Annotated in this window: 22 protein-coding genes; all 22 read right to left on the bottom strand. The window is 41.3% G+C overall.

Annotated features, from left to right (window positions below):
* Positions 1–8 precede the first annotated feature (8 nt).
* The gene (gene rplE / locus QZT73_RS08520) at positions 9–563 is read right to left on the bottom strand and encodes a 50S ribosomal protein L5 (protein WP_291780547.1); all 555 of its coding nucleotides are present in this window, start codon (positions 561–563) and stop codon (positions 9–11) included.
* Positions 556–900, bottom strand: a complete 345-nt coding sequence (rplX, locus tag QZT73_RS08515) for a 50S ribosomal protein L24 (RefSeq protein ID WP_291780545.1) — start codon at positions 898–900, stop codon at positions 556–558. Before rplX ends, rplE begins: the two co-directional genes overlap by 8 nt.
* Positions 901–902: 2 nt before the next feature.
* Positions 903–1,271 carry a 50S ribosomal protein L14 gene (gene rplN / locus QZT73_RS08510; protein ID WP_009183371.1) on the bottom strand — a complete coding sequence of 123 codons (369 nt, stop codon included), beginning with the start codon at positions 1,269–1,271 and terminating at the stop codon, positions 903–905.
* A gap of 2 nt (positions 1,272–1,273) precedes the next feature.
* Entirely contained in the window at positions 1,274–1,537 is a 264-nt protein-coding gene (gene rpsQ, locus QZT73_RS08505; protein ID WP_291780616.1) for a 30S ribosomal protein S17, read from the bottom strand.
* Positions 1,538–1,545: 8 nt separating this feature from the next.
* The gene (rpmC, locus tag QZT73_RS08500; protein WP_291780537.1) at positions 1,546–1,740 is read right to left on the bottom strand and encodes a 50S ribosomal protein L29; all 195 of its coding nucleotides are present in this window, start codon (positions 1,738–1,740) and stop codon (positions 1,546–1,548) included.
* Positions 1,741–1,748: 8 nt separating this feature from the next.
* On the bottom strand, positions 1,749–2,168 hold the full coding sequence (gene rplP, locus QZT73_RS08495; protein WP_291780535.1) for a 50S ribosomal protein L16: 420 nt from the start codon (positions 2,166–2,168) through the stop codon (positions 1,749–1,751).
* A gap of 23 nt (positions 2,169–2,191) precedes the next feature.
* Entirely contained in the window at positions 2,192–2,923 is a 732-nt protein-coding gene (gene rpsC, locus QZT73_RS08490) for a 30S ribosomal protein S3 (protein ID WP_291780532.1), read from the bottom strand.
* Positions 2,924–2,932: 9 nt separating this feature from the next.
* Positions 2,933–3,322, bottom strand: a complete 390-nt coding sequence (rplV, locus tag QZT73_RS08485) for a 50S ribosomal protein L22 (RefSeq protein WP_291780529.1) — start codon at positions 3,320–3,322, stop codon at positions 2,933–2,935.
* A 2-nt stretch (positions 3,323–3,324) separates the two neighbouring features.
* Positions 3,325–3,603, bottom strand: a complete 279-nt coding sequence (rpsS, locus tag QZT73_RS08480) for a 30S ribosomal protein S19 (protein WP_009034213.1) — start codon at positions 3,601–3,603, stop codon at positions 3,325–3,327.
* 2 nt (positions 3,604–3,605) lie between these two features.
* Complete coding sequence (gene rplB / locus QZT73_RS08475) at positions 3,606–4,430, bottom strand: 50S ribosomal protein L2 (RefSeq protein ID WP_291780510.1); 825 nt, start codon at positions 4,428–4,430, stop codon at positions 3,606–3,608.
* A 13-nt stretch (positions 4,431–4,443) separates the two neighbouring features.
* A complete protein-coding gene (rplW, locus tag QZT73_RS08470) occupies positions 4,444–4,731 on the bottom strand; it encodes a 50S ribosomal protein L23 (protein WP_291780507.1) in 288 nt (95 codons plus the stop codon).
* A gap of 4 nt (positions 4,732–4,735) precedes the next feature.
* Complete coding sequence (gene rplD, locus QZT73_RS08465) at positions 4,736–5,365, bottom strand: 50S ribosomal protein L4 (protein ID WP_291780504.1); 630 nt, start codon at positions 5,363–5,365, stop codon at positions 4,736–4,738.
* Between the two features lie 4 nt (positions 5,366–5,369).
* Positions 5,370–6,002, bottom strand: a complete 633-nt coding sequence (gene rplC / locus QZT73_RS08460; RefSeq protein ID WP_291780501.1) for a 50S ribosomal protein L3 — start codon at positions 6,000–6,002, stop codon at positions 5,370–5,372.
* 253 nt (positions 6,003–6,255) lie between these two features.
* Complete coding sequence (gene rpsJ / locus QZT73_RS08455; RefSeq protein ID WP_009183381.1) at positions 6,256–6,561, bottom strand: 30S ribosomal protein S10; 306 nt, start codon at positions 6,559–6,561, stop codon at positions 6,256–6,258.
* Positions 6,562–6,573: 12 nt separating this feature from the next.
* The gene (gene fusA / locus QZT73_RS08450; RefSeq protein ID WP_291779314.1) at positions 6,574–8,694 is read right to left on the bottom strand and encodes an elongation factor G; all 2,121 of its coding nucleotides are present in this window, start codon (positions 8,692–8,694) and stop codon (positions 6,574–6,576) included.
* Between the two features lie 6 nt (positions 8,695–8,700).
* The gene (rpsG, locus tag QZT73_RS08445; protein ID WP_291779312.1) at positions 8,701–9,168 is read right to left on the bottom strand and encodes a 30S ribosomal protein S7; all 468 of its coding nucleotides are present in this window, start codon (positions 9,166–9,168) and stop codon (positions 8,701–8,703) included.
* 23 nt (positions 9,169–9,191) lie between these two features.
* Positions 9,192–9,581: a 30S ribosomal protein S12 gene (gene rpsL, locus QZT73_RS08440; protein WP_009183384.1), complete on the bottom strand. Its 390-nt coding sequence runs from the start codon at positions 9,579–9,581 to the stop codon at positions 9,192–9,194.
* Between the two features lie 101 nt (positions 9,582–9,682).
* Positions 9,683–10,012, bottom strand: coding sequence for a DUF3467 domain-containing protein (locus tag QZT73_RS08435; RefSeq protein ID WP_291779302.1), 330 nt, complete (start codon positions 10,010–10,012; stop codon positions 9,683–9,685).
* Between the two features lie 71 nt (positions 10,013–10,083).
* Positions 10,084–14,394 (bottom strand): DNA-directed RNA polymerase subunit beta', encoded by a 4,311-nt coding sequence (rpoC, locus tag QZT73_RS08430; RefSeq protein ID WP_291779299.1) that lies wholly within the window; start codon positions 14,392–14,394, stop codon positions 10,084–10,086.
* Between the two features lie 47 nt (positions 14,395–14,441).
* A complete protein-coding gene (gene rpoB, locus QZT73_RS08425) occupies positions 14,442–18,317 on the bottom strand; it encodes a DNA-directed RNA polymerase subunit beta (protein ID WP_291779296.1) in 3,876 nt (1,291 codons plus the stop codon).
* A gap of 155 nt (positions 18,318–18,472) precedes the next feature.
* Positions 18,473–18,856, bottom strand: coding sequence for a 50S ribosomal protein L7/L12 (rplL, locus tag QZT73_RS08420; RefSeq protein WP_291779293.1), 384 nt, complete (start codon positions 18,854–18,856; stop codon positions 18,473–18,475).
* A 42-nt stretch (positions 18,857–18,898) separates the two neighbouring features.
* Entirely contained in the window at positions 18,899–19,441 is a 543-nt protein-coding gene (gene rplJ, locus QZT73_RS08415; RefSeq protein ID WP_291779290.1) for a 50S ribosomal protein L10, read from the bottom strand.

Below are 19,441 nucleotides of genomic sequence, written 5' to 3'. Positions count from 1 at the left end.
AATATTTCTTAGTTATTTTTGTTAACAAAAGGCATCCCAAATGCTTTCAAAAGTGCATAGCTCTCTTCATCTGTATTGGCGGTGGTCACAAAAGTGACATCCATACCGGAGATTTTGTTTACCTTCTCAATACTGATTTCAGGGAATATAATCTGTTCTGTTACGCCCAGCGTATAATTACCCCTTCCGTCAAAGCCTTTATCACTGATACCTTTGAAATCCCTTACACGTGGCAAGGCAACGGTCATCAACCTATCAAGGAATTCATACATTTTATCACCTCTTAGTGTAACCTTGGCACCGATAGGCATACCTTCTCTCAACTTGAAGTTGGAAACAGAAGTCTTTGCAATGGTTGCTACAGCTTTTTGTCCGGATATAAGAGAAAGCTCTTCTACCCCATGATCTACAAGCTTTTTGTCCGCTACTGCTGCACCGATTCCCTTGTTGATCACGATTTTGGTCAACTTTGGAACCTGCATGACAGATTTGTACTGGAATTTTTCCTTTAATGCCGGAACAATTTCCGCATTATATCTTTCTTTAACTCTAGGTTTAGCCATTGATCACCTCCCCGGTTTTCTTAGAATACCTTACTAATTTTCCATTCTCACCAAGCTTTCTTCCTGTTCTCGTTGCTTCCCCCGTTTTGGGATCCACTAGCATCAGGTTACTTGCATTGATAGGGGCTTCTTTCTTCTCGATGCCTCCTTGTGGGTTGGTAGCAGTAGGCTTCACGTGTTTGGTTACCATGTTCAAACCTTCTACTATAGCCCTTCTTTTTTGAAGATCTACAGAAAGGACTTTACCTGACTTGCCCTTGTCATCACCTGACAATACCTTCACAGTATCACCGGTTTTGATATGCAATTTGGGTTGCTTATTGAATTTTCTTTCCATGATTACAATACTTCTGGGGCCAAAGACACAATTTTCATAAACTGCTTCTCTCTCAACTCTCTCGCTACAGGGCCGAAAATACGGGTACCTCTTGGCTCATCATTGTTGTTGAGAAGGACGGCAGCATTGTCCTCAAAACGGATATAAGATCCATCTTTCCTTCTGATTTCTTTCTTCGTTCTCACGATAACCGCTTTAGAAACGGTACCTTTTTTCATATTGCTGGAAGAAAGAGCTGACTTAACAGTCACCACAACTTTATCACCGATGGAAGCATATCTTTTCTTGGTTCCACCCAACACTCGGATTACCAGCACTTCTTTAGCACCGGAATTATCCGCTACGCCTAATCTTGATTCTTGTTGTATCATGATTACTTAGCCCTTTCTATAATTTCAACTAATCTCCAACGCTTGTTCTTACTCAGCGGACGAGTTTCACCAATCTTGACGACATCGCCTTCTTTAGCATCATTTTTCTCGTCATGAACCATAAATTTTGTAGTCTTGGCAACAAATTTACCGTAGATAGCGTGTTTAACCCTTCTTTCTACGGCAACAGTAATGGACTTATCCATCTTGTTGCTGACTACTTTTCCTATTCTTTCTTTACGAAGATTTCTCTCAGTAGTAGCCATCATCATTCTTATTTAGCTAGTTGTTTTGCTTTCAAGATCGTTTGCAGTCTTGCGATGAAACGTCTTGATTCCTTGATTTTATTAGGATTCTCGATTGGAGAGATAGCATGAGCGAATCTTAACTTGGTTAAGTTTTCCTGCTCAGCGGCTATGCGGTCTGCGATTTCACTTTCTGAAAGTGATCTGATATCTGAATTTTTCATAGTTATTATTATCCAACGTAATCTCTACGTACTACGAATCTTGTACTAACTGGAAGCTTTTGCTGGGCCAATCTCAAGGCTTCTTGAGCCAATTCTTGGCTAACACCAGTTGCTTCGAATAGAATGGTTCCCGGCTTGATAACTGCTACCCAATATTCAGGAGCACCCTTACCTTTACCCATACGTACCTCAGCAGGCTTCTTCGTGATAGGTTTGTCCGGGAAAATTCTGATCCAAACCTGACCTTCTCTTTTCATGGCTCTCGTCATGGCAATACGCGCTGCCTCAATCTGACGGGAGGTGATCCATCCAGCTTCAAGGGATTTGATACCAAAGTTGCCAAAAGAGAGTGTGTGTCCCCTTTGGGCAAGGCCTTTGATCCTCCCCTTATGCATTTTTCTATATTTAGTTCTTTTTGGCTGTAACATGATTTCTCACTTAAAGGTGAAAATTAGTTATTTCTCTTTCTTCTTTTTGGACCGCCCTCTCTTCTCTTGCCTCTGGCTCCGGAAGACTTTGGCTCATTCGTGGCACCGATGTTCGGAGAAAGATCTCTCTTTCCGAAAACTTCACCTTTGAAAATCCAAACTTTAATTCCAATGATACCATACACGGTATTGGCTTCGGAAACAGCGTAATCAATATCTGCTCTCAGGGTATGCAAAGGAATTCTTCCCTCTTTATACATCTCAGACCTTGCCATTTCAGCTCCGCCCAATCTTCCCGATAATTTAATCTTGATACCTTCTGCACCTACACGCATTGCCGCAGCAATTGATTGCTTCATGGCACGTCTGAAAGAAATTCTGGCCTGTAGCTGTTGAGCAATGGATTCACCTACCAGTTTGGCGTCAATCTCAGGACGCTTGATTTCAAAAATGTTGATTTGAACATCTTTGTTGGTAAGTTTTTTCAATTCTTCTTTTAGCTTGTCGACTTCAGCCCCGCCTTTACCAATAACCACTCCTGGACGTGCAGTATGAATAGTCAGGGTTATTCTCTTCAAAGTCCTTTCGATAATGACTTTAGAGATTCCCCCTTTGGGAATTCTGGCACTGACGTATTTCCTTATTTGCTGATCTTCATATAGCTTATCGGCAAAATCTTTTCCTCCGTACCAGTTGGATTCCCATCCTTTGATTACTCCAAGTCTAAAACCAATTGGGTTTATCTTTTGTCCCATAGTCTGATTTTAATTAGATTTTTCAGTTGTTTCTACTTCATCAGCGGTAACTCCAATGTTGAAGGCATCTACAACAAGGGTTACATGATTTGATCTTTTACGAATTCTGTGTGCCCTACCCTGTGGTGCAGGTCTCAATCTCTTCAACATACGACCTCCGTCTACGAAGATAGTTTTGATATAAAGATCTGCCTCCTCAAGTTTGGCATCAGGATTTTTTGCCTGCCAGTTGGCTACAGCAGAAAGCAGAAGTTTTTCCAACTTAATGGCACCATGATTAGGGGTAAACTTCAGTATGCTCAATGCTTGTCCTACTCTTTTACCTCTCACGAGGTCAGCTACCAAGCGCATTTTGCGGGGAGAAGTAGGAACATTATTTAATCTTGCTATTGCTTCCATGATTATCTCTTTCCTTTATCTTTTTTGGCGATATGACCTCTAAAGTTTCTAGTAGGTGCAAACTCTCCAAGCTTATGGCCTACCATGTTGTCTGTAACAAACACAGGAATGAACTTATTCCCATTATGCACAGCAAAGGTATGACCTACGAAATCCGGGGAAATCATTGATCTTCTCGACCAGGTCTTGATCACTGACTTTTTGCCTGATTCGTTCATCACATCCACTTTTTTGGCCAAGTGATGTTCTATATAAGGACCTTTTTTTAATGAACGTGCCATAATTATTTGGATCTTTTACTAATGATGAATTTATTGGAATACTTCTTAGGAGACCTCGTCTTCTTACCCTTGGCAAGCAAACCTTTCCTTGATCTGGGATGACCTCCGGAAGAACGGCCCTCGCCACCACCCATAGGGTGATCTACTGGGTTCATCGCAACACCTCTTGTTCTAGGTCTTCTGCCAAGCCAACGTTTTCTACCCGCTTTTCCTAATACCACATTCATGTGATCACCATTGGATACTGTTCCAATTGTCGCCATACAAGTTCCCAATACCAACCTCATTTCACCTGAAGGCAATTTAACGGTTACGTATTTTCCCTCACGGGCCACTACTTGGGCATAGCCACCGGCACTTCTTGCCATTGCTCCACCTTTTCCAGGCTTAAGCTCAATGTTATGGACGATAGTACCCAAAGGGATATTTATCAATTGCATAGCATTACCAACTTCTGGAGCAACGCTTTCTCCGGAAATCACTGTCTGCCCAACTTGCAGACCTTCCGGAGCGATGATATAGGCCTTTGCACCATCTACATAATATAATAAGGCGATGCGTGCAGTCCTATTTGGATCGTATTCAACTGACTTTACTACAGCCGGTACACCAAATTTACTTCTCTTAAAGTCAACAACTCTAAGTCTTTGCTTATGACCACCACCAATATATCTGGAGGTCATTTTACCTGAATTATTTCTACCACCTGTTTTCCTCTTAGGCGCCAAAAGAGATTTTTCTGGCTTCGATGCAGTAATCTCATCAAATGCCGGAGCTACTCTAAATCTGGTTCCTGGGGTTACAGGTTTTAATTTCTTAACTGCCATGGTTATGATTCAATTAAATTTCTCCGTAAAAATCAATTATTTCACCATCGGCTACTTTCACAATAGCTTTCTTGAAAGCATTGCTGTAACCAGTTACGATTTTTGTCTTGGTGTATCTGGTCTTTGGCTTACCTGCATACCTCATCGTACGCACATCTTCCACCGTTACACCATACATCTTTTCTACGGCTTTCTTTATTTCCGGCTTGCTTGCGGTTTTCTCTACCACAAATCCGTAAACTCCCTGCTCATTCATCGCAGAAATTTTTTCCGTAATCAAAGGTCTTTTAAGTATCTGCATGATCTTACTTCAATAAAAGGTTTTCCAATTTACTTACAGAACCTTCGCACAGAACCAAACTGTCAGCATTCAATAGTTCGTAAGTGTTAACACTGTCTACTGTTACCACCCTTGCTTTAGGTAAATTCCTGCTTGACAGGTATACATTCTTATTAACTTCAGGTAATACCAACAAAGTCTTTTTGTCAGAAAGTGCCAATCCATTTAAAAGAGCAATATAACTCTTGGTTTTTGGTGCATCAAAAGATACATTTTCCAAAATAACCAAGCTATTCTCTTTTACTTTATAGGACAATGCAGACTTCCTGGCCAAAACTTTAAGGCTTTTATTCAGTTTGAAAGAATAATCTCTTGGCTTAGGGCCAAAAACCCTTCCTCCACCTCTGAATATAGGAGACTTTATTGAGCCTGCCCTGGCACCACCCGTACCTTTTTGCTTCTTGATTTTTTTGGTCGAACCAGCTACTTCATTTCTTTCTTTCGATTTGTGAGTACCCTGTCTCTGGTTAGCCAAATATTGTTTGACATCTAGGTAGATGGCATGATCGTTAGGTTCGATCGCAAAAATGTCATCTGAAAGACTGACATTTCTACCTGTTTCTTCGCCGTTATGTTTTAATACTGCTAATTCCATTTTCTTACTTCTCTAGAATAACGAAAGAATTTTTTGGACCAGGAACAGAACCACTCACTACCAGTAGATTCTTTTCAGGATATATTTTTAGGACTTTAAGGTTAATCACTTTAACCCTGTCCCCACCGGTTCTACCAGCCATTCTCATGCCCTTAAAAACCCTTGAAGGCCAAGAGCATGCACCAATAGACCCAGGGTGTCTCTGCCTGTTGTGCTGACCGTGGGTTTGTCCACCTACACCGGCAAATCCATGCCTTTTTACTACACCTTGGAAACCTTTACCTTTGGAAGTTCCGATAGCATCTACGAAGTCACCTTCTACGAATACCTGACCAGCTTCCACGGTTTTTCCAAGATCAACCTGACCTTCAAATTCGACCCTGAAGTCTCTGAATTCAACAACTTTCTGCTTTGGCGTTGTACCGGCTTTTTTGAAATGTCCGATCAATGGTTTTGGCGTATTTTTCTCCTTACGCTCACCATAAGCCAACTGAACAGCGTTGTACCCGTCTGTTTCTAAATTTTTTACTTGCGTCACTACGCAAGGACCAGCTTCTATTAGCGTGCATGCGACATTTCGTCCATCGGCACTGAAAATGCTAGTCATTCCTACTTTTTTACCTATTATTCCAGACATCTTCTGTTATATAATAATCTTGAAACCCAAGCGCTTATGCACAGGGGTGCTTTTTAAGGACTGCAAAGTTAGAAATTTAATTCCACCTTACAAACCCCAACTTTAATATTTTCAATTATTTACGAAAATAATTGGAGGGTAAACCTCCAACTATAGTGTACTATCCTCAAAATACTGTTGACAAAATTTTAAAAAAGAAAAACCCACCCGTAAATACGGATAGGTTTTTCAGGGATTTTTTAACAGATGCCTGTCAGACTTTGATCTCTACATCTACACCGCTGGGCAGTTCAATTTTCATCAAGGCATCTACTGTCTTAGAGCTGTTGCTATAGATATCCACCAATCTTTTGTAAGTACAAAGCTGGTATTGATCTCTCGCTTTTTTATTCACGTGTGGTGATTTCAACACAGTGAATTTTTCCTTTTTGGTAGGCAAAGGAATAGGCCCTACAACGATGGCTCCGGTTGCTTTTACCGCTTTGACGATCTTCTCTGATGACTTATCCACCAGGCTGTGATCGTAAGACTTCAATTTTATTCTTATTTTTTGATTCATGTCGATTAAAATTTAGGCTTTTTCACCTTTAACTTTTGCGATTACACCTTCCGCTATGTTGGTAGGTACCGGTTCATAGTGAGAGAAGGTCAGTGAAGCTGTAGCCCTTCCGGAAGAAATTGTTCTTAAATCAGTAATGTAACCGAATAGTTCTGATAATGGAACAGCCGCTTTAACTACTGTAGAAGTACCTTTGGTATCCATACCTTTCATCAGACCTCTTCTCCTATTCAAATCACCTGTAATGGGACCTGTATAGTCATCAGGAGTAACCACGTCTACTGACATGATCGGCTCCAATAACTGAGGCTTACATTTCTTCGCTGCGTCTTTGAATCCGAGTCTTGCAGCCATTTCAAATGAAAGGGCATCTGAATCGACATCGTGGAAGGAACCATGGAACAACCTTACTTTCATTGCCTCGATCGGATAACCCGCCAGAGGACCATTTTTCATCGCCTCTGCAAATCCCTTCTGAATGGATGGAATAAATTCCTTTGGAATTACACCACCTACAATGCCGTTGACAAAATCAAGTCCAGGTTTGATTTCATTCGTCTCTGGATCTGGATCCTTTGGACCAATTTCAAATACAATATCAGCAAATTTACCTTTACCTCCAGTTTGCTTTTTATACACTTCTTTGTGCTCGACTGAACCAAATAATGCTTCTTTATAGGCAACCTGAGGAGCTCCTTGGTTGATCTCAACCTTGAATTCTCTTTTCAATCGGTCTATGATGATATCTAAGTGAAGTTCACCCATACCCCTCAAAATAGTCTGACCAGTTTCATGATCTGTATTGACTACCAAAGTAGGATCCTCTTCCACCAATTTTGCAATGGCCATACCCAATTTGTCTACATCGGCCTGGGTTTTGGGCTCAATAGCATATCCAATAACCGGTTCCGGGAAAATCATAGATTCCAATACTACCTTACGCTTTTCATCGCATAGGGTATCACCGGTCTTGATATCTTTAAACCCAACCACCGCGCCGATATCACCGGCTTGCAATCTTGGAATTTGATTCTGCTTATTGGCGTGCATCTGGAAAACCCTGGAAATACGCTCTTTGTTACCTGAACGGCTGTTGAATACGTAAGAACCGGACTCCAACACACCGGAGTATGCTCTCACAAAACATAGTCGGCCTACAAATGGATCCGTTGCAATTTTAAAAGCAAGTCCTGTAAATGGCTCGTCTTCATTTGGAGATATCCTCACGTTCTTTTCCTCACTGTCGATCTCTGATGCAAAAATATCATCCTTATCCAAAGGAGAAGGCAATAATTCCATCACAAGATCAAGCATGGTCTGAACACCTTTGTTCTTAAAAGAAGACCCACAAACCATTGGAACAATTTTCATCTGTATCGTAGCTTCTCTCAAAGCAGAAAGAATTTCAGCTTCTGTAATTGAATCTGGATCTTCAAAGAATTTTTCCATCAATGACTCATCGATGTCCGCTACAGACTCCAATAAGTGCTCTCTCCATTGGTCTACTTCCTCCTGCATATCTTCAGGAATAGGCACAACCTCGTAAGTCATACCCATGTCTTCCTCATTCCATACAATCGCTCTGTTGTTGATCAAATCAACCACGCCTCTGAATTTATCTTCGGCACCGATAGGAAGCTGCAATGGTACTGCATGGCTTCCCAACATTTCTTTTACTTGTTTACAAACGTCAAGGAAATTGGCTCCGGCACGGTCCATTTTATTGACAAAACCGATTCGGGCCACTTTATAATTATCAGCAAGTCTCCAGTTAGTTTCTGACTGTGGCTCCACACCATCAACAGCACTAAAAAGGAAAACAAGACCATCCAAAACCCTCAAAGATCTGTTGACTTCTACTGTAAAGTCTACGTGACCCGGAGTATCGATGATGTTGATTTGGTATTTTTGATCTCTGTAATTCCAAAAAACTGTGGTAGCTGCAGAGGTGATGGTAATTCCTCTTTCCTGTTCCTGGGCCATCCAATCCATAGTAGCAGCACCATCGTGCACTTCACCGATTTTGTGACTCACGCCGGAATAAAATAGGATCCTTTCTGTAGTCGTAGTTTTTCCCGCATCAATATGTGCGGCAATTCCAATGTTCCTAGTGTATTTTAAATCTCTTGCCATTATAAATTAAAATCTAAAATGTGAGAATGCTTTGTTTGCTTCTGCCATTCTGTGTGTATCGTCTTTCTTCTTCACAGCTGCTCCTTCTCCTTTTGATGCGGAGATGATTTCACCTGCAAGTCTGTCCGTCATGGTCTTCTCACCTCTTTTTCTGGCAAAAGTGATCATCCACTTAATACCTAAGGACACTTTTCTTTCGGGTCTAACTTCCATTGGAACCTGGAATGTCGCACCACCAACTCTACGACTCTTCACCTCTACGGCTGGAGTAATATTGTTAAGCGCTTTTTTCCAAACCTCAAGACCGTTCTCACCTACTTTTTGTTCTACCTTCTCGACTGCGTCGTAGAAGATCTTGTAAGCAATACTCTTCTTTCCATCAACCATCATACAGTTAACGAACTTGGTTACCAAAGTGTCGTTAAACTTTGGATCAGGAAGAATATATCTCTTCTTTGGTTTCGCTTTTCTCATTTTTTTTTAATGTTTTTAATCAATTATTTTTTTGCTGGAGCGGCCTTAGGACGCTTAGCACCGTACTTGGAGCGACCTTGCTTACGGTCTTTTACCCCGGCAGTATCCAATGCACCTCTGATAATGTGGTAACGCACACCTGGTAAGTCCTTTACACGACCCCCTCTGATCAATACGATAGAGTGCTCCTGTAGATTATGACCCTCTCCCGGAATGTAAGCGTTTACCTCTTTACCGTTTGTCAATCTTACCCTGGCCACTTTTCTCATCGCTGAGTTAGGCTTCTTAGGGGTGGTAGTGTACACCCTGGTACATACACCACGTCTCTGAGGACAAGCATCCAAAGCCCTTGACTTGGATTTCGTCTCTAACGTGGTTCTACCTTTTCTTACTAACTGTTGTATAGTAGGCATTAACTGATAGATTTATAATTACTTCCTTTAAACTTGTAAATTTTGGACTGCAAAGGTAGGCAAATCGATAAAACAAACAAAATTAAGCTGTTATATTTTTGTCAAGCTTCTCCAAAGCCCCCACCAAAATTCATCGGAAAATTTGGCCCCTCTGAACCACCCTGAATTTTGCCAAAAGCCTGCTCATATTTGGCAATGTTGTCTTTCAATGCTGCCAATAATCTTTTGGCATGGTCAGGGGTCATGATGATCCTGGATTTGACTTTAGCCTTGGGTACTCCTGGCATCAATCTGATAAAATCAATGACAAATTCTGAATTGGAATGGGCGATCATGGCCAAGTTGCTGTAAATACCCTCCGCCACTTCCTCGGACAACTCCACATTGATCTGCTGCTCCGGATGTTGTTTTGGTTTCTTTTCGTCTTCCATGGTATTCATTGTTTTGATTAAAAAAGGCCTGTATTTGACTACAGGCCTTAAATTTTAAATCGAGTTTTTACTTACTTAACAGGCTCTTTGGACTTTCTGATTGTTCTTTCCTTTTCAGAAGACATTCTATCATAATCCTCCTGAGAACCTACTATGACATGCTTGAGGTGTCTCTGACCCGTACCTGCCGGGATCAAATGACCTACAATTACATTCTCTTTCAATCCTAACAATTCATCTCTCTTACCTCGGATGGCAGCTTCGCTCAATACCTTTGTAGTTTCCTGGAAGGAAGCAGCCGATATAAAGCTTTCTGTACCCAAAGAGGCAGCCGTGATACCCTGTAAAGTAGGTCTGGAAACTGCAGTTTCCGCATCACGGACCTGTACCAGTTTCAAATCCTTACGCTTCAAACTTGAATTTTCATCTCTCAATCTCCTTGAAGTGATGATCATCCCCGGCTTTAAAGTAGAAGAGTCTCCTGCATCCATCACCACTTTCTTGTCAAGGATATTGTCGTTCTCTTCTCTGAAAGCCCATTTGTCCACAATCTGACCTTGAAGGAAATTGGTGTCTCCTGGCTCAAGAATCTCAACCTTCTGCATCATCTGGCTCACAATTACCTCGATATGCTTATCATTGATTTTCACACCCTGCAAACGGTATACTTCCTGAATTTCATTTACCAAGTATTCCTGAACAGCAGTTGGTCCTTTGATGGCCAAGATATCATTAGGTGTTATGGCTCCATCAGAAAGTGGTTCACCGGCTCTGATAAAGTCATTTTCCTGCACGAGAATGTGCTTGGACAATGAAACCATATACCTCTTCTTAACACCATCTCTGGATTCAATAAAGATTTCCCTATTTCCTCTCTTGATACCTCCGTAAGTAACTACACCATCGATTTCTGAGACCACAGCTGGGTTAGATGGATTCCTCGCTTCAAAGAGCTCTGTTACCCTTGGAAGACCACCCGTAATATCTCTTGTTTTACCAACAGATCTAGGGATCTTGACCAATATCTGACCTGCTCTCACTTTATCTCCTGCTTCAACAGAAAGGTGGGCACCAACAGGGATATTGTAAGCTTTGGTCTCATCCCCATAATTTACCAAGACTGCAGGGTTTTTGGTTTTATCTTTGGTGTCAATGATTACTTTTTCACGATAACCTGTCTGATCATCAGCTACTTCTTTATATGTAATCCCTTCGATTATGGACTCAAAATCAACGGTACCTTCGTATTCAGAAAGAATAACAGCATTGTATGGATCCCAAGTACAAAGAGAATCTCCCTTGGCAATTTTTTGTCCATCTTTCACATTCAGAACTGCACCATATGGCACGTGGTTAGAGACCAAAGTCTTCCCGGTTTTGGCTTCGTTGATCTTGATTTCGCCAGACCTACCCATAACGATGGAAATTGAATCTCCATCTTTATTGGTTGTTTCAATCCAACGTAATTCTTCTTCAAACTCTACAACACCCTCAAACTTGGCATTAATGCTTGCTTCAACAGAAATATTGGAAGCAGTACCACCTACGTGGAAGGTTCTCAAGGTAAGCTGAGTACCTGGCTCACCGATGGATTGTGCTGCAATCACCCCTACTGACTCACCAGATTGTACCATTCCGCCAGTAGCGAGGTTACGTCCATAACATTTGGCACAAACCCCTCTTCTGGTTTCACAAGTCAATACTGATCTTATCTCTACTTCTTCTATGGCAGATTCGTCTACTCTTTTGGCAATTTCCTCAGTAATCTCTATGCCTGAAGGAATAATCAATTCATCTGAAATAGGATCGTATACATCATGTACAGATACCCTACCCAAAATCCTTTCAGAAAGTGGCTCTACAATCTCATCATTGTCCTTCAAAGCAGAAACTACCAAACCTCTCAAGGTACCACAGTCATCTTCTGATATGATCATATCCTGTGCTACATCCACTAGACGACGGGTCAAATAACCCGCATCAGCAGTTTTCAAGGCAGTATCAGCAAGACCCTTACGGGCACCATGAGTAGAGATAAAGTACTCCAATACATCTAGTCCTTCTTTGAAGTTCGAAAGAATTGGATTCTCAATAATCTCTCCAACAGAACCTTGAAGGTTTTTCTGAGGCTTGGCCATCAGACCTCTCATACCACCCAACTGACGGATCTGCTCTCTGGAACCCCTGGCGCCAGAGTGCATCATCATGTAAATGGCGTTGAATCCTTGCTTATCTTCCTCCATCTGTTTCATCAGAATGTTGGTAAGGAAAGAATTGGTTCTGGTCCAAATATCAATTACCTGATTGTATCTTTCATTGTCTGTAATAAGACCCATAAGGTAGTTGTTCCAAACTTGATCTACTTCCTCTTTGGCCTTGTTGATCAAAGTGTCTTTATCCTCAGGAATAATGACATCATTCAATCCCATGGAAAGACCACCGGAATACGCCATTTGGAAACCAAGATGCTTGATATCATCCAAGAATTGGGCTGTTCTTGCCACACCACAGATTTTTACTACCTCAGAAATAATCTGTTGCAGTTTTTTCTTGGTCAATAATTCATTGACAAAACCTACTTCCTCAGGAACAAACTGATTGAAGATCAATCTGCCTGCTACGGTATCAATTATTTTCTCTTCTAATGATCCATCTTCATTTCTGACTTTTACTTTACACTTAATAAGTGCATGCTTTGATACCGTGCCTTCATTCATGGCTATAATTACTTCCTCTTCTCCATAGAAAGTCATGCCTTCACCAAGCACCGGTTCTTCTGCCGTGGATTTCTTGCCTTTGGTTACGAAGTAAAGTCCCAAAACCATATCCTGTGAAGGTACGGTTATAGGTGCACCGTTGGCTGGGTTAAGAATATTATGCGAAGAAAGCATTAAGGTAGAAGCTTCCAAAATGGCTTCATGTCCTAAAGGAACGTGAACAGCCATCTGGTCACCATCAAAATCGGCGTTGAATGCGGTACAAACCAGTGGGTGTAACTGTATCGCTTTTCCTTCAATCAGTTTTGGCTGGAAAGCCTGAATACCCAACCTGTGCAAAGTTGGTGCGCGGTTAAGCAATACAGGGTGTCCTTTCAATACATTTTCAAGTATATCCCAAACTACAGGGTCTTTTCTATCAACAATCTTTTTGGCTGATTTTACCGTCTTCACAATTCCTCTTTCGATCAGTTTCCTGATGATGAAAGGTTTGAAAAGCTCAGCAGCCATATTCTTAGGAAGACCACACTCGTGCAATTTTAATTCCGGCCCTACCACAATTACTGATCTACCAGAATAATCTACCCTCTTACCGAGAAGGTTTTGACGGAAACGTCCTTGCTTACCTTTCAACATATCTGAAAGTGATTTCAAGGCTCTGTTACCGTCAGATCTTACAGCATTTACTTTTCTTGAATTATCAAATAGGGAATCAACAGCTTCCTGCAGCATCCTTTTTTCGTTTCTCAAAATCACCTCCGGTGCTTTGATATCGATCAAACGCTTCAATCGGTTGTTTCTGATGATTACCCTTCTATAAAGATCATTCAAATCAGACGTGGCAAATCTACCACCATCCAAAGGAACCAATGGTCTCAGTTCCGGTGGAATTACGGGAACCATTCTGATAACCATCCATTCGGGGCGATTTTCTATCCTTGTCCTAGCATCCCTAAAGGCCTCAACAACCTTTAAGCGCTTCAAAGCTTCCGCTTTACGCTGCTGGGATGTATCAGTAGCCGCCTGATGTCTCAAGCTGTAGGAAAGATCATCAAGATCCAATCTTGCCAAAAGCATCTCGATTGCCTCAGCACCCATCTTGGCTATGAATTTATTTGGATCATCATCATCCAGCATTTGGTTTTCTTTTGGAAGCTTATCCATGATATCCAAATACTCGTCTTCAGTCAAAAAGTCAAGGTACTGAATCCCATCCTCGGCTTTTAAACCAGGTTGAATTACAGCATACCTCTCATAATAAACAATCTGATCCAATTTCTTGGTAGGCAAGCCCAACAAGTAACCGATTTTATTGGGAAGGGACTTAAAGTACCATATGTGAGCGACAGGAACCACCAATTCGATGTGTCCCATACGCTCTCTACGTACTTTCTTTTCAGTCACCTCAACACCGCATCGGTCACAAATAATGCCTTTGTATCTTATGCGCTTGTATTTACCACAATGACATTCCCAGTCTTTAACAGGACCGAAAATCCGCTCACAGAACAACCCACCCATTTCAGGCTTGTAGGTTCTGTAATTGATTGTTTCGGGCTGCGTTACTTCACCATGGGAACTATCCAGAATTGATTCTGGAGAGGCCAAACTAATAGTGACTCTGGAAAAGTCGATGTTTAGTTTTTTATTTTTTCTGAACGCCATAATTGTTGAAGAGTATGTTTAGGGCCCTGAGGCCCATTATTTTTGAATTAGTCAAGGGTAATTTCAAGAGCTAGACCTCTCAATTCATGAACCAATACATTGAATGATTCAGGAATATTTGGCTTAGGAAGGTTTTCACCTTTTACTATTGCCTCATAAGCCTTAGCCCTACCTACCACATCATCAGACTTAACGGTAAGAATCTCCTGCAGTACATGAGAAGCACCAAATGCTTCCAATGCCCAAACCTCCATTTCACCAAAACGCTGACCACCAAACTGGGCTTTACCACCCAATGGCTGCTGCGTGATGAGTGAATAAGGACCTATAGACCTTGCGTGCATCTTGTCATCAACCAAGTGGCCCAGTTTCAACATATAAGTAATACCTACTGTTACCGGTTGATCAAATTTATGCCCTGTAAGCCCATCATATAGATAAGTCCTTCCATAAGCTGGTAGCCCCGCAGCCTCCAACTCAGCCGCAACCTCTTCCATGGTAGCACCATCGAATATCGGAGTTGCATATTTTTTGCCCAAGTTAAGTCCTGCCCAAGCCAATACGGTCTCATAAATCTGACCAATATTCATCCTTGAAGGTACACCCAATGGGTTCAAAACAATATCCATTGGTGTTCCGTCCTCAAGGAAAGGCATATCCTCATCTCTTACGATCCTGGCAACGATACCTTTATTACCATGACGGCCGGCCATTTTATCCCCAACTTTTAGCTTGCGCTTTTTGGCAATGTAAACCTTAGCCAATTGCACAATACCAGCTGGAAGCTCATCGCCTACTTCTAAGGTAAATTTATCCCTTTTGAACCTGCCTGAAATTTCATTTCTGGAGTTCACGTAGTTTTTCACCAACTTTTGGATAAGGTCATTGGTATGCGCATCCTCAGTCCAATCATCCAAAATAATGTCCGATACCAAATTGGCTTCTTCAGGAACATTATAGTTAGACTCATCTCTATAAGGATTCTTGGCAGGGAAAAGGTTTTGTTCAATGTTCTTGGCATTGAATTTAACCCCTTTACTGATTATTTCATCCCCAAACTTGTGTCTAACACCCTGGGAAGTCTTACCATCTAACAAAGTCAGCAATTTGTTGATCATTTTTGCACGGATACCCAAAAGATCTTTGGAATATTTTGCTTTTAATTTCTCAACTTCTGCCTTGGCTTTAGCCCTCAAATCCTTGTCTTTCTTTGGTCTGGAAAACAATTTGGTTTCAATGACAACACCGTTAAGTGAGGGGGAAGCTTTCAATGAAGCATCTTTCACATCACCGGCTTTGTCACCAAAAATCGCACGGAGCAGCTTTTCTTCAGGCGTTGGATCAGTTTCACCTTTAGGTGTGATTTTACCTATGATGATATCTCCTTCTTTCACCTCTGCACCTACTCGGATGATTCCGTTTTCGTCCAGATTTTTAACTGCCTCCTCAGAGACGTTAGGAATTTCTGATGTCAGTTCTTCTTCACCCCTTTTTGTATCCCTAACTTCAAGTTGGAATTCCTCAATATGGATAGAGGTAAAGACATCCTCTCTTACTACCCTTTCGGAAATAACAATCGCATCCTCAAAGTTATATCCTTGCCAAGGCATGTAAGCTACCCTTAGGTTTTTACCTAAGGCCAATTCACCTTGGTTGGTTGAATAACCTTCGCACAATACCTGTCCTTTTTTCACTTTGTCCCCTTTCAAAACAAGAGGGGTAAGGTTGATTGTTGTATCCTGATTGGTTCTTCTGAATTTAATCAGGCTGTAGGTCTTGTATTCATCACTGAAATTAACCAGTAATTCATCATCTGACAGATCATATTTGATAGTGATTGTAGTGGAATCCACGTACTCAACCTGTCCATCAGCTTCTGCCAAAATCAAAGCCCTGGAATCTGTTGCAGCTTTGGCTTCAAGCCCTGTACCTACAATAGGCGATTCCGGTTTCAACAAAGGAACTGCCTGACGCTGCATGTTGGATCCCATAAGGGCACGGTTCGCATCATCATGCTCAAGGAAAGGAATCAGGGAAGCTGCAACCGATACAATCTGATTGGGCGCCACATCCATGTAGCTGATTTCATTAGGTTCAAGGACAGGGAAGTCACCTTCAAATCTGGCCTTTACCCTTTCATTGATAAAGGTACCTTTTTCATCAAGCGGAGCATTCGCCTGAGCGATATTGTTGTCATCTTCTTCCTCTGCCGTAAGAAATACGATATCGTTGACATCCATACTTACTTTTCCGTCCTTAACTTTTCTGTAAGGAGTTTCCAAGAAGCCCATAGAGTTAACTTTAGCGTGCACACAGAGAGAAGAGATCAATCCAATGTTTGGTCCTTCAGGTGTTTCTATCGTACAAAGGCGTCCGTAGTGTGTGTAGTGAACATCACGCACTTCAAAACCAGCTCTTTCTCTCGATAGTCCACCTGGTCCAAGAGCAGATAATCTCCTCTTATGGGTCAACTCAGCCAAAGGATTGGTCTGGTCCATAAACTGAGAAAGTTGGTTGGTTCCAAAGAATGAGTTGATGACAGAAGACAAAGTTCTCGCATTGATCAGATCAACAGGTTTGAAGTCTTCGTTGTCCCTAACGTTCATTCTTTCTCGTATGGTTCTTGCCATTCTTGCAAGACCTACTCCAAACTGACTGTAAAGCTGTTCACCAACAGTTCTTACCCTCCTATTGGAAAGGTGATCAATATCATCAACTACCGCTTTGGAATTAATCAATCCAATGAGGTATTTGACAATGCTGATAATATCTTCTGTAGTAAGCACAATTTTCTCAGCAGCAATGCTAAGACTTAGCTTTTTGTTGATTCTGTATCTTCCTACTTCTCCAAGATCGTACCTTTTATCTGAGAAAAACAGTCCATGGATGACCTCACGGGCTGTGGCCTCATCCGGAGCTTCGGTGTTTCTCAATTGACGGTAAATCACCTCAACAGCTTCTTTTTCAGAATTGGAATTGTCCTTTTGGAGTGTATTGTATACAATTGAGTAATCCGCTACATTCACATCTTCTCTATGAAGTATAATGGATTTTGTGCCGGATTCAAGAATCAGTTCAATGTCTTCTTCTGTCAAAACAGAATCTCTTTCCAAAAGCACTTCATTTCTATCAATAGAAACTACCTCACCTGTATCCTCATCCACGAAGTCTTCCACCCAAGTTCTCAGGACACGGGCTGCAAGTTTTCTTCCTGTGATTTTTTTAAGCGTACTTTTATTGGCTTCTACCTCTTCGGAGAGTCCAAAAAGATCCAAAATTTGCTTGTCAGATCCGAATCCGATCGCCCTAAGGAGCGTGGTAACAGGAAACTTCTTTTTCCTATCGATATAAGCATACATGACATTGTTGATGTCAGTAGCAAATTCTATCCAGCTTCCCTTGAATGGTATAATTCTGGCAGAATAGAGTTTTGTACCGTTGGTATGCTTGCTTTGTGCAAAGAATACACCCGGAGACCTATGTAGTTGTGAGACGATCACCCTTTCGGCACCATTGATTACAAATGAGCCTTTTTCGGTCATATAAGGAAGGTTTCCTAAGAATACCTCCTGCTCAATGGTTTCGAAATCCTCATTGTCCTCATCATGGCAAAGTAACCTCAATTTTGCTTTCAATGGAACAGAATAGGTCAATCCCCTATCGATACATTCTTCAACGCTATATTTAGGAGGATCTACTGTGTAGTCAATAAACTCAAGGGTGAAATTTTCCCTGGAATCGGAAATAGGGAAATTTTCGGAGAAAACCTTGAAAAGACCATCCTGTCTTCTTTTCTCAGCAGGAGTATCCAACTGAAAAAAGTCTTTGAAAGATTGTAATTGGATATCTAAGAAATCCGGATAGTCTTTGACTACCTTAATAGATGAGAAACTTTTCCTTACGGTTTGATTCTGGATAGCCAAGGCAGTATATGTTTTTAGTGAAAATAAATAACCAAAAGCGACAATTTACGCTTGAAATAGTGCAATTTTTAACCTGTGCACAAACAGGAAAAGACCTGACTATGTAGTCAGGTCTAAACCTTTAACCTTACCTGTAATAGGGAAGGCTATTCAAATTACTTAACCTCTACTTCAGCTCCAGCTTCTTCCAGAGACTTTTTCAAAGCATCAGCCTCGTCTTTAGCGATACCTTCTTTTACTGCTTTAGGTGCGCTGTCAACCAATTCTTTGGCTTCTTTCAAACCAAGACCAGTCAATTCTTTTACAAGCTTCACAACTGCAAGCTTGGCTCCTCCTGGAGCTTTCAATATCACGTCAAAAGAAGTTTTCTCTTCTTCTGCAGCAGCTTCACCAGCACCGGCTCCACCACCAGCTACCATAACAGCACCGGCTGCAGCAGGTTCGATACCATACTGGTCTTTAAGGATATCTGTCAATTCTTTTACTTCTTTTACAGTCAAGTTAACCAACTGTTCTGCAAGTTGCGTAAGATCTGCCATTTTATTACTAATTTAAATTGTTTTTTAAATGATTTGATACGATTATTTTTCTTCTCTGTCAGCCAAAGTTTTTAGAACTCCAGTTATATTGTTCTGTCCGCTTTGCAAGGCTGCCACAAGATTTTTAGCAGGTGACTGTAGCAATCCGATAAGATCGCCGAGCAATTCCTGCTTGGATTTAAGATTAGAAAGAAGTTCAAGATTGGCTTCGCCAATAAATACATCGGTATCGATGTAAGCACCTTTAAATACAGGTCTTGTTTCTTTTTTACCTAGTTTTTTTCTAAAGTCCAATAACACTTTAGCAGGAAGGTTTCCGATTTCCTTTGAAAACATGATACCGGAAAAACCTTTCAAGGCTTGGTCTGCAAAATCCCTATATTCCCCGTCAAGGTTTTCAAGGGCTTTGGCAATTAGCGTATTCTTATACACTTTGTATTCCAAACCTTTCTCAAAACATACTCTTCTGAAAGCATTTACCTGAGCCACAGAAAATCCTGAAGCATCCGTGATATAGAAGTAAGGATGTTCTTTGAACTTCTCGGTAAGACTTTCGATTATTTGTGATTTTTCTTCTCTAGTCAT

This window comes from Cecembia sp. (assembly GCF_007126775.1).
In the GTDB taxonomy this organism is placed as follows: Bacteria; Bacteroidota; Bacteroidia; order Cytophagales; family Cyclobacteriaceae; genus Cecembia.
This window is presented reverse-complemented; position numbering and strand designations above follow the sequence as displayed.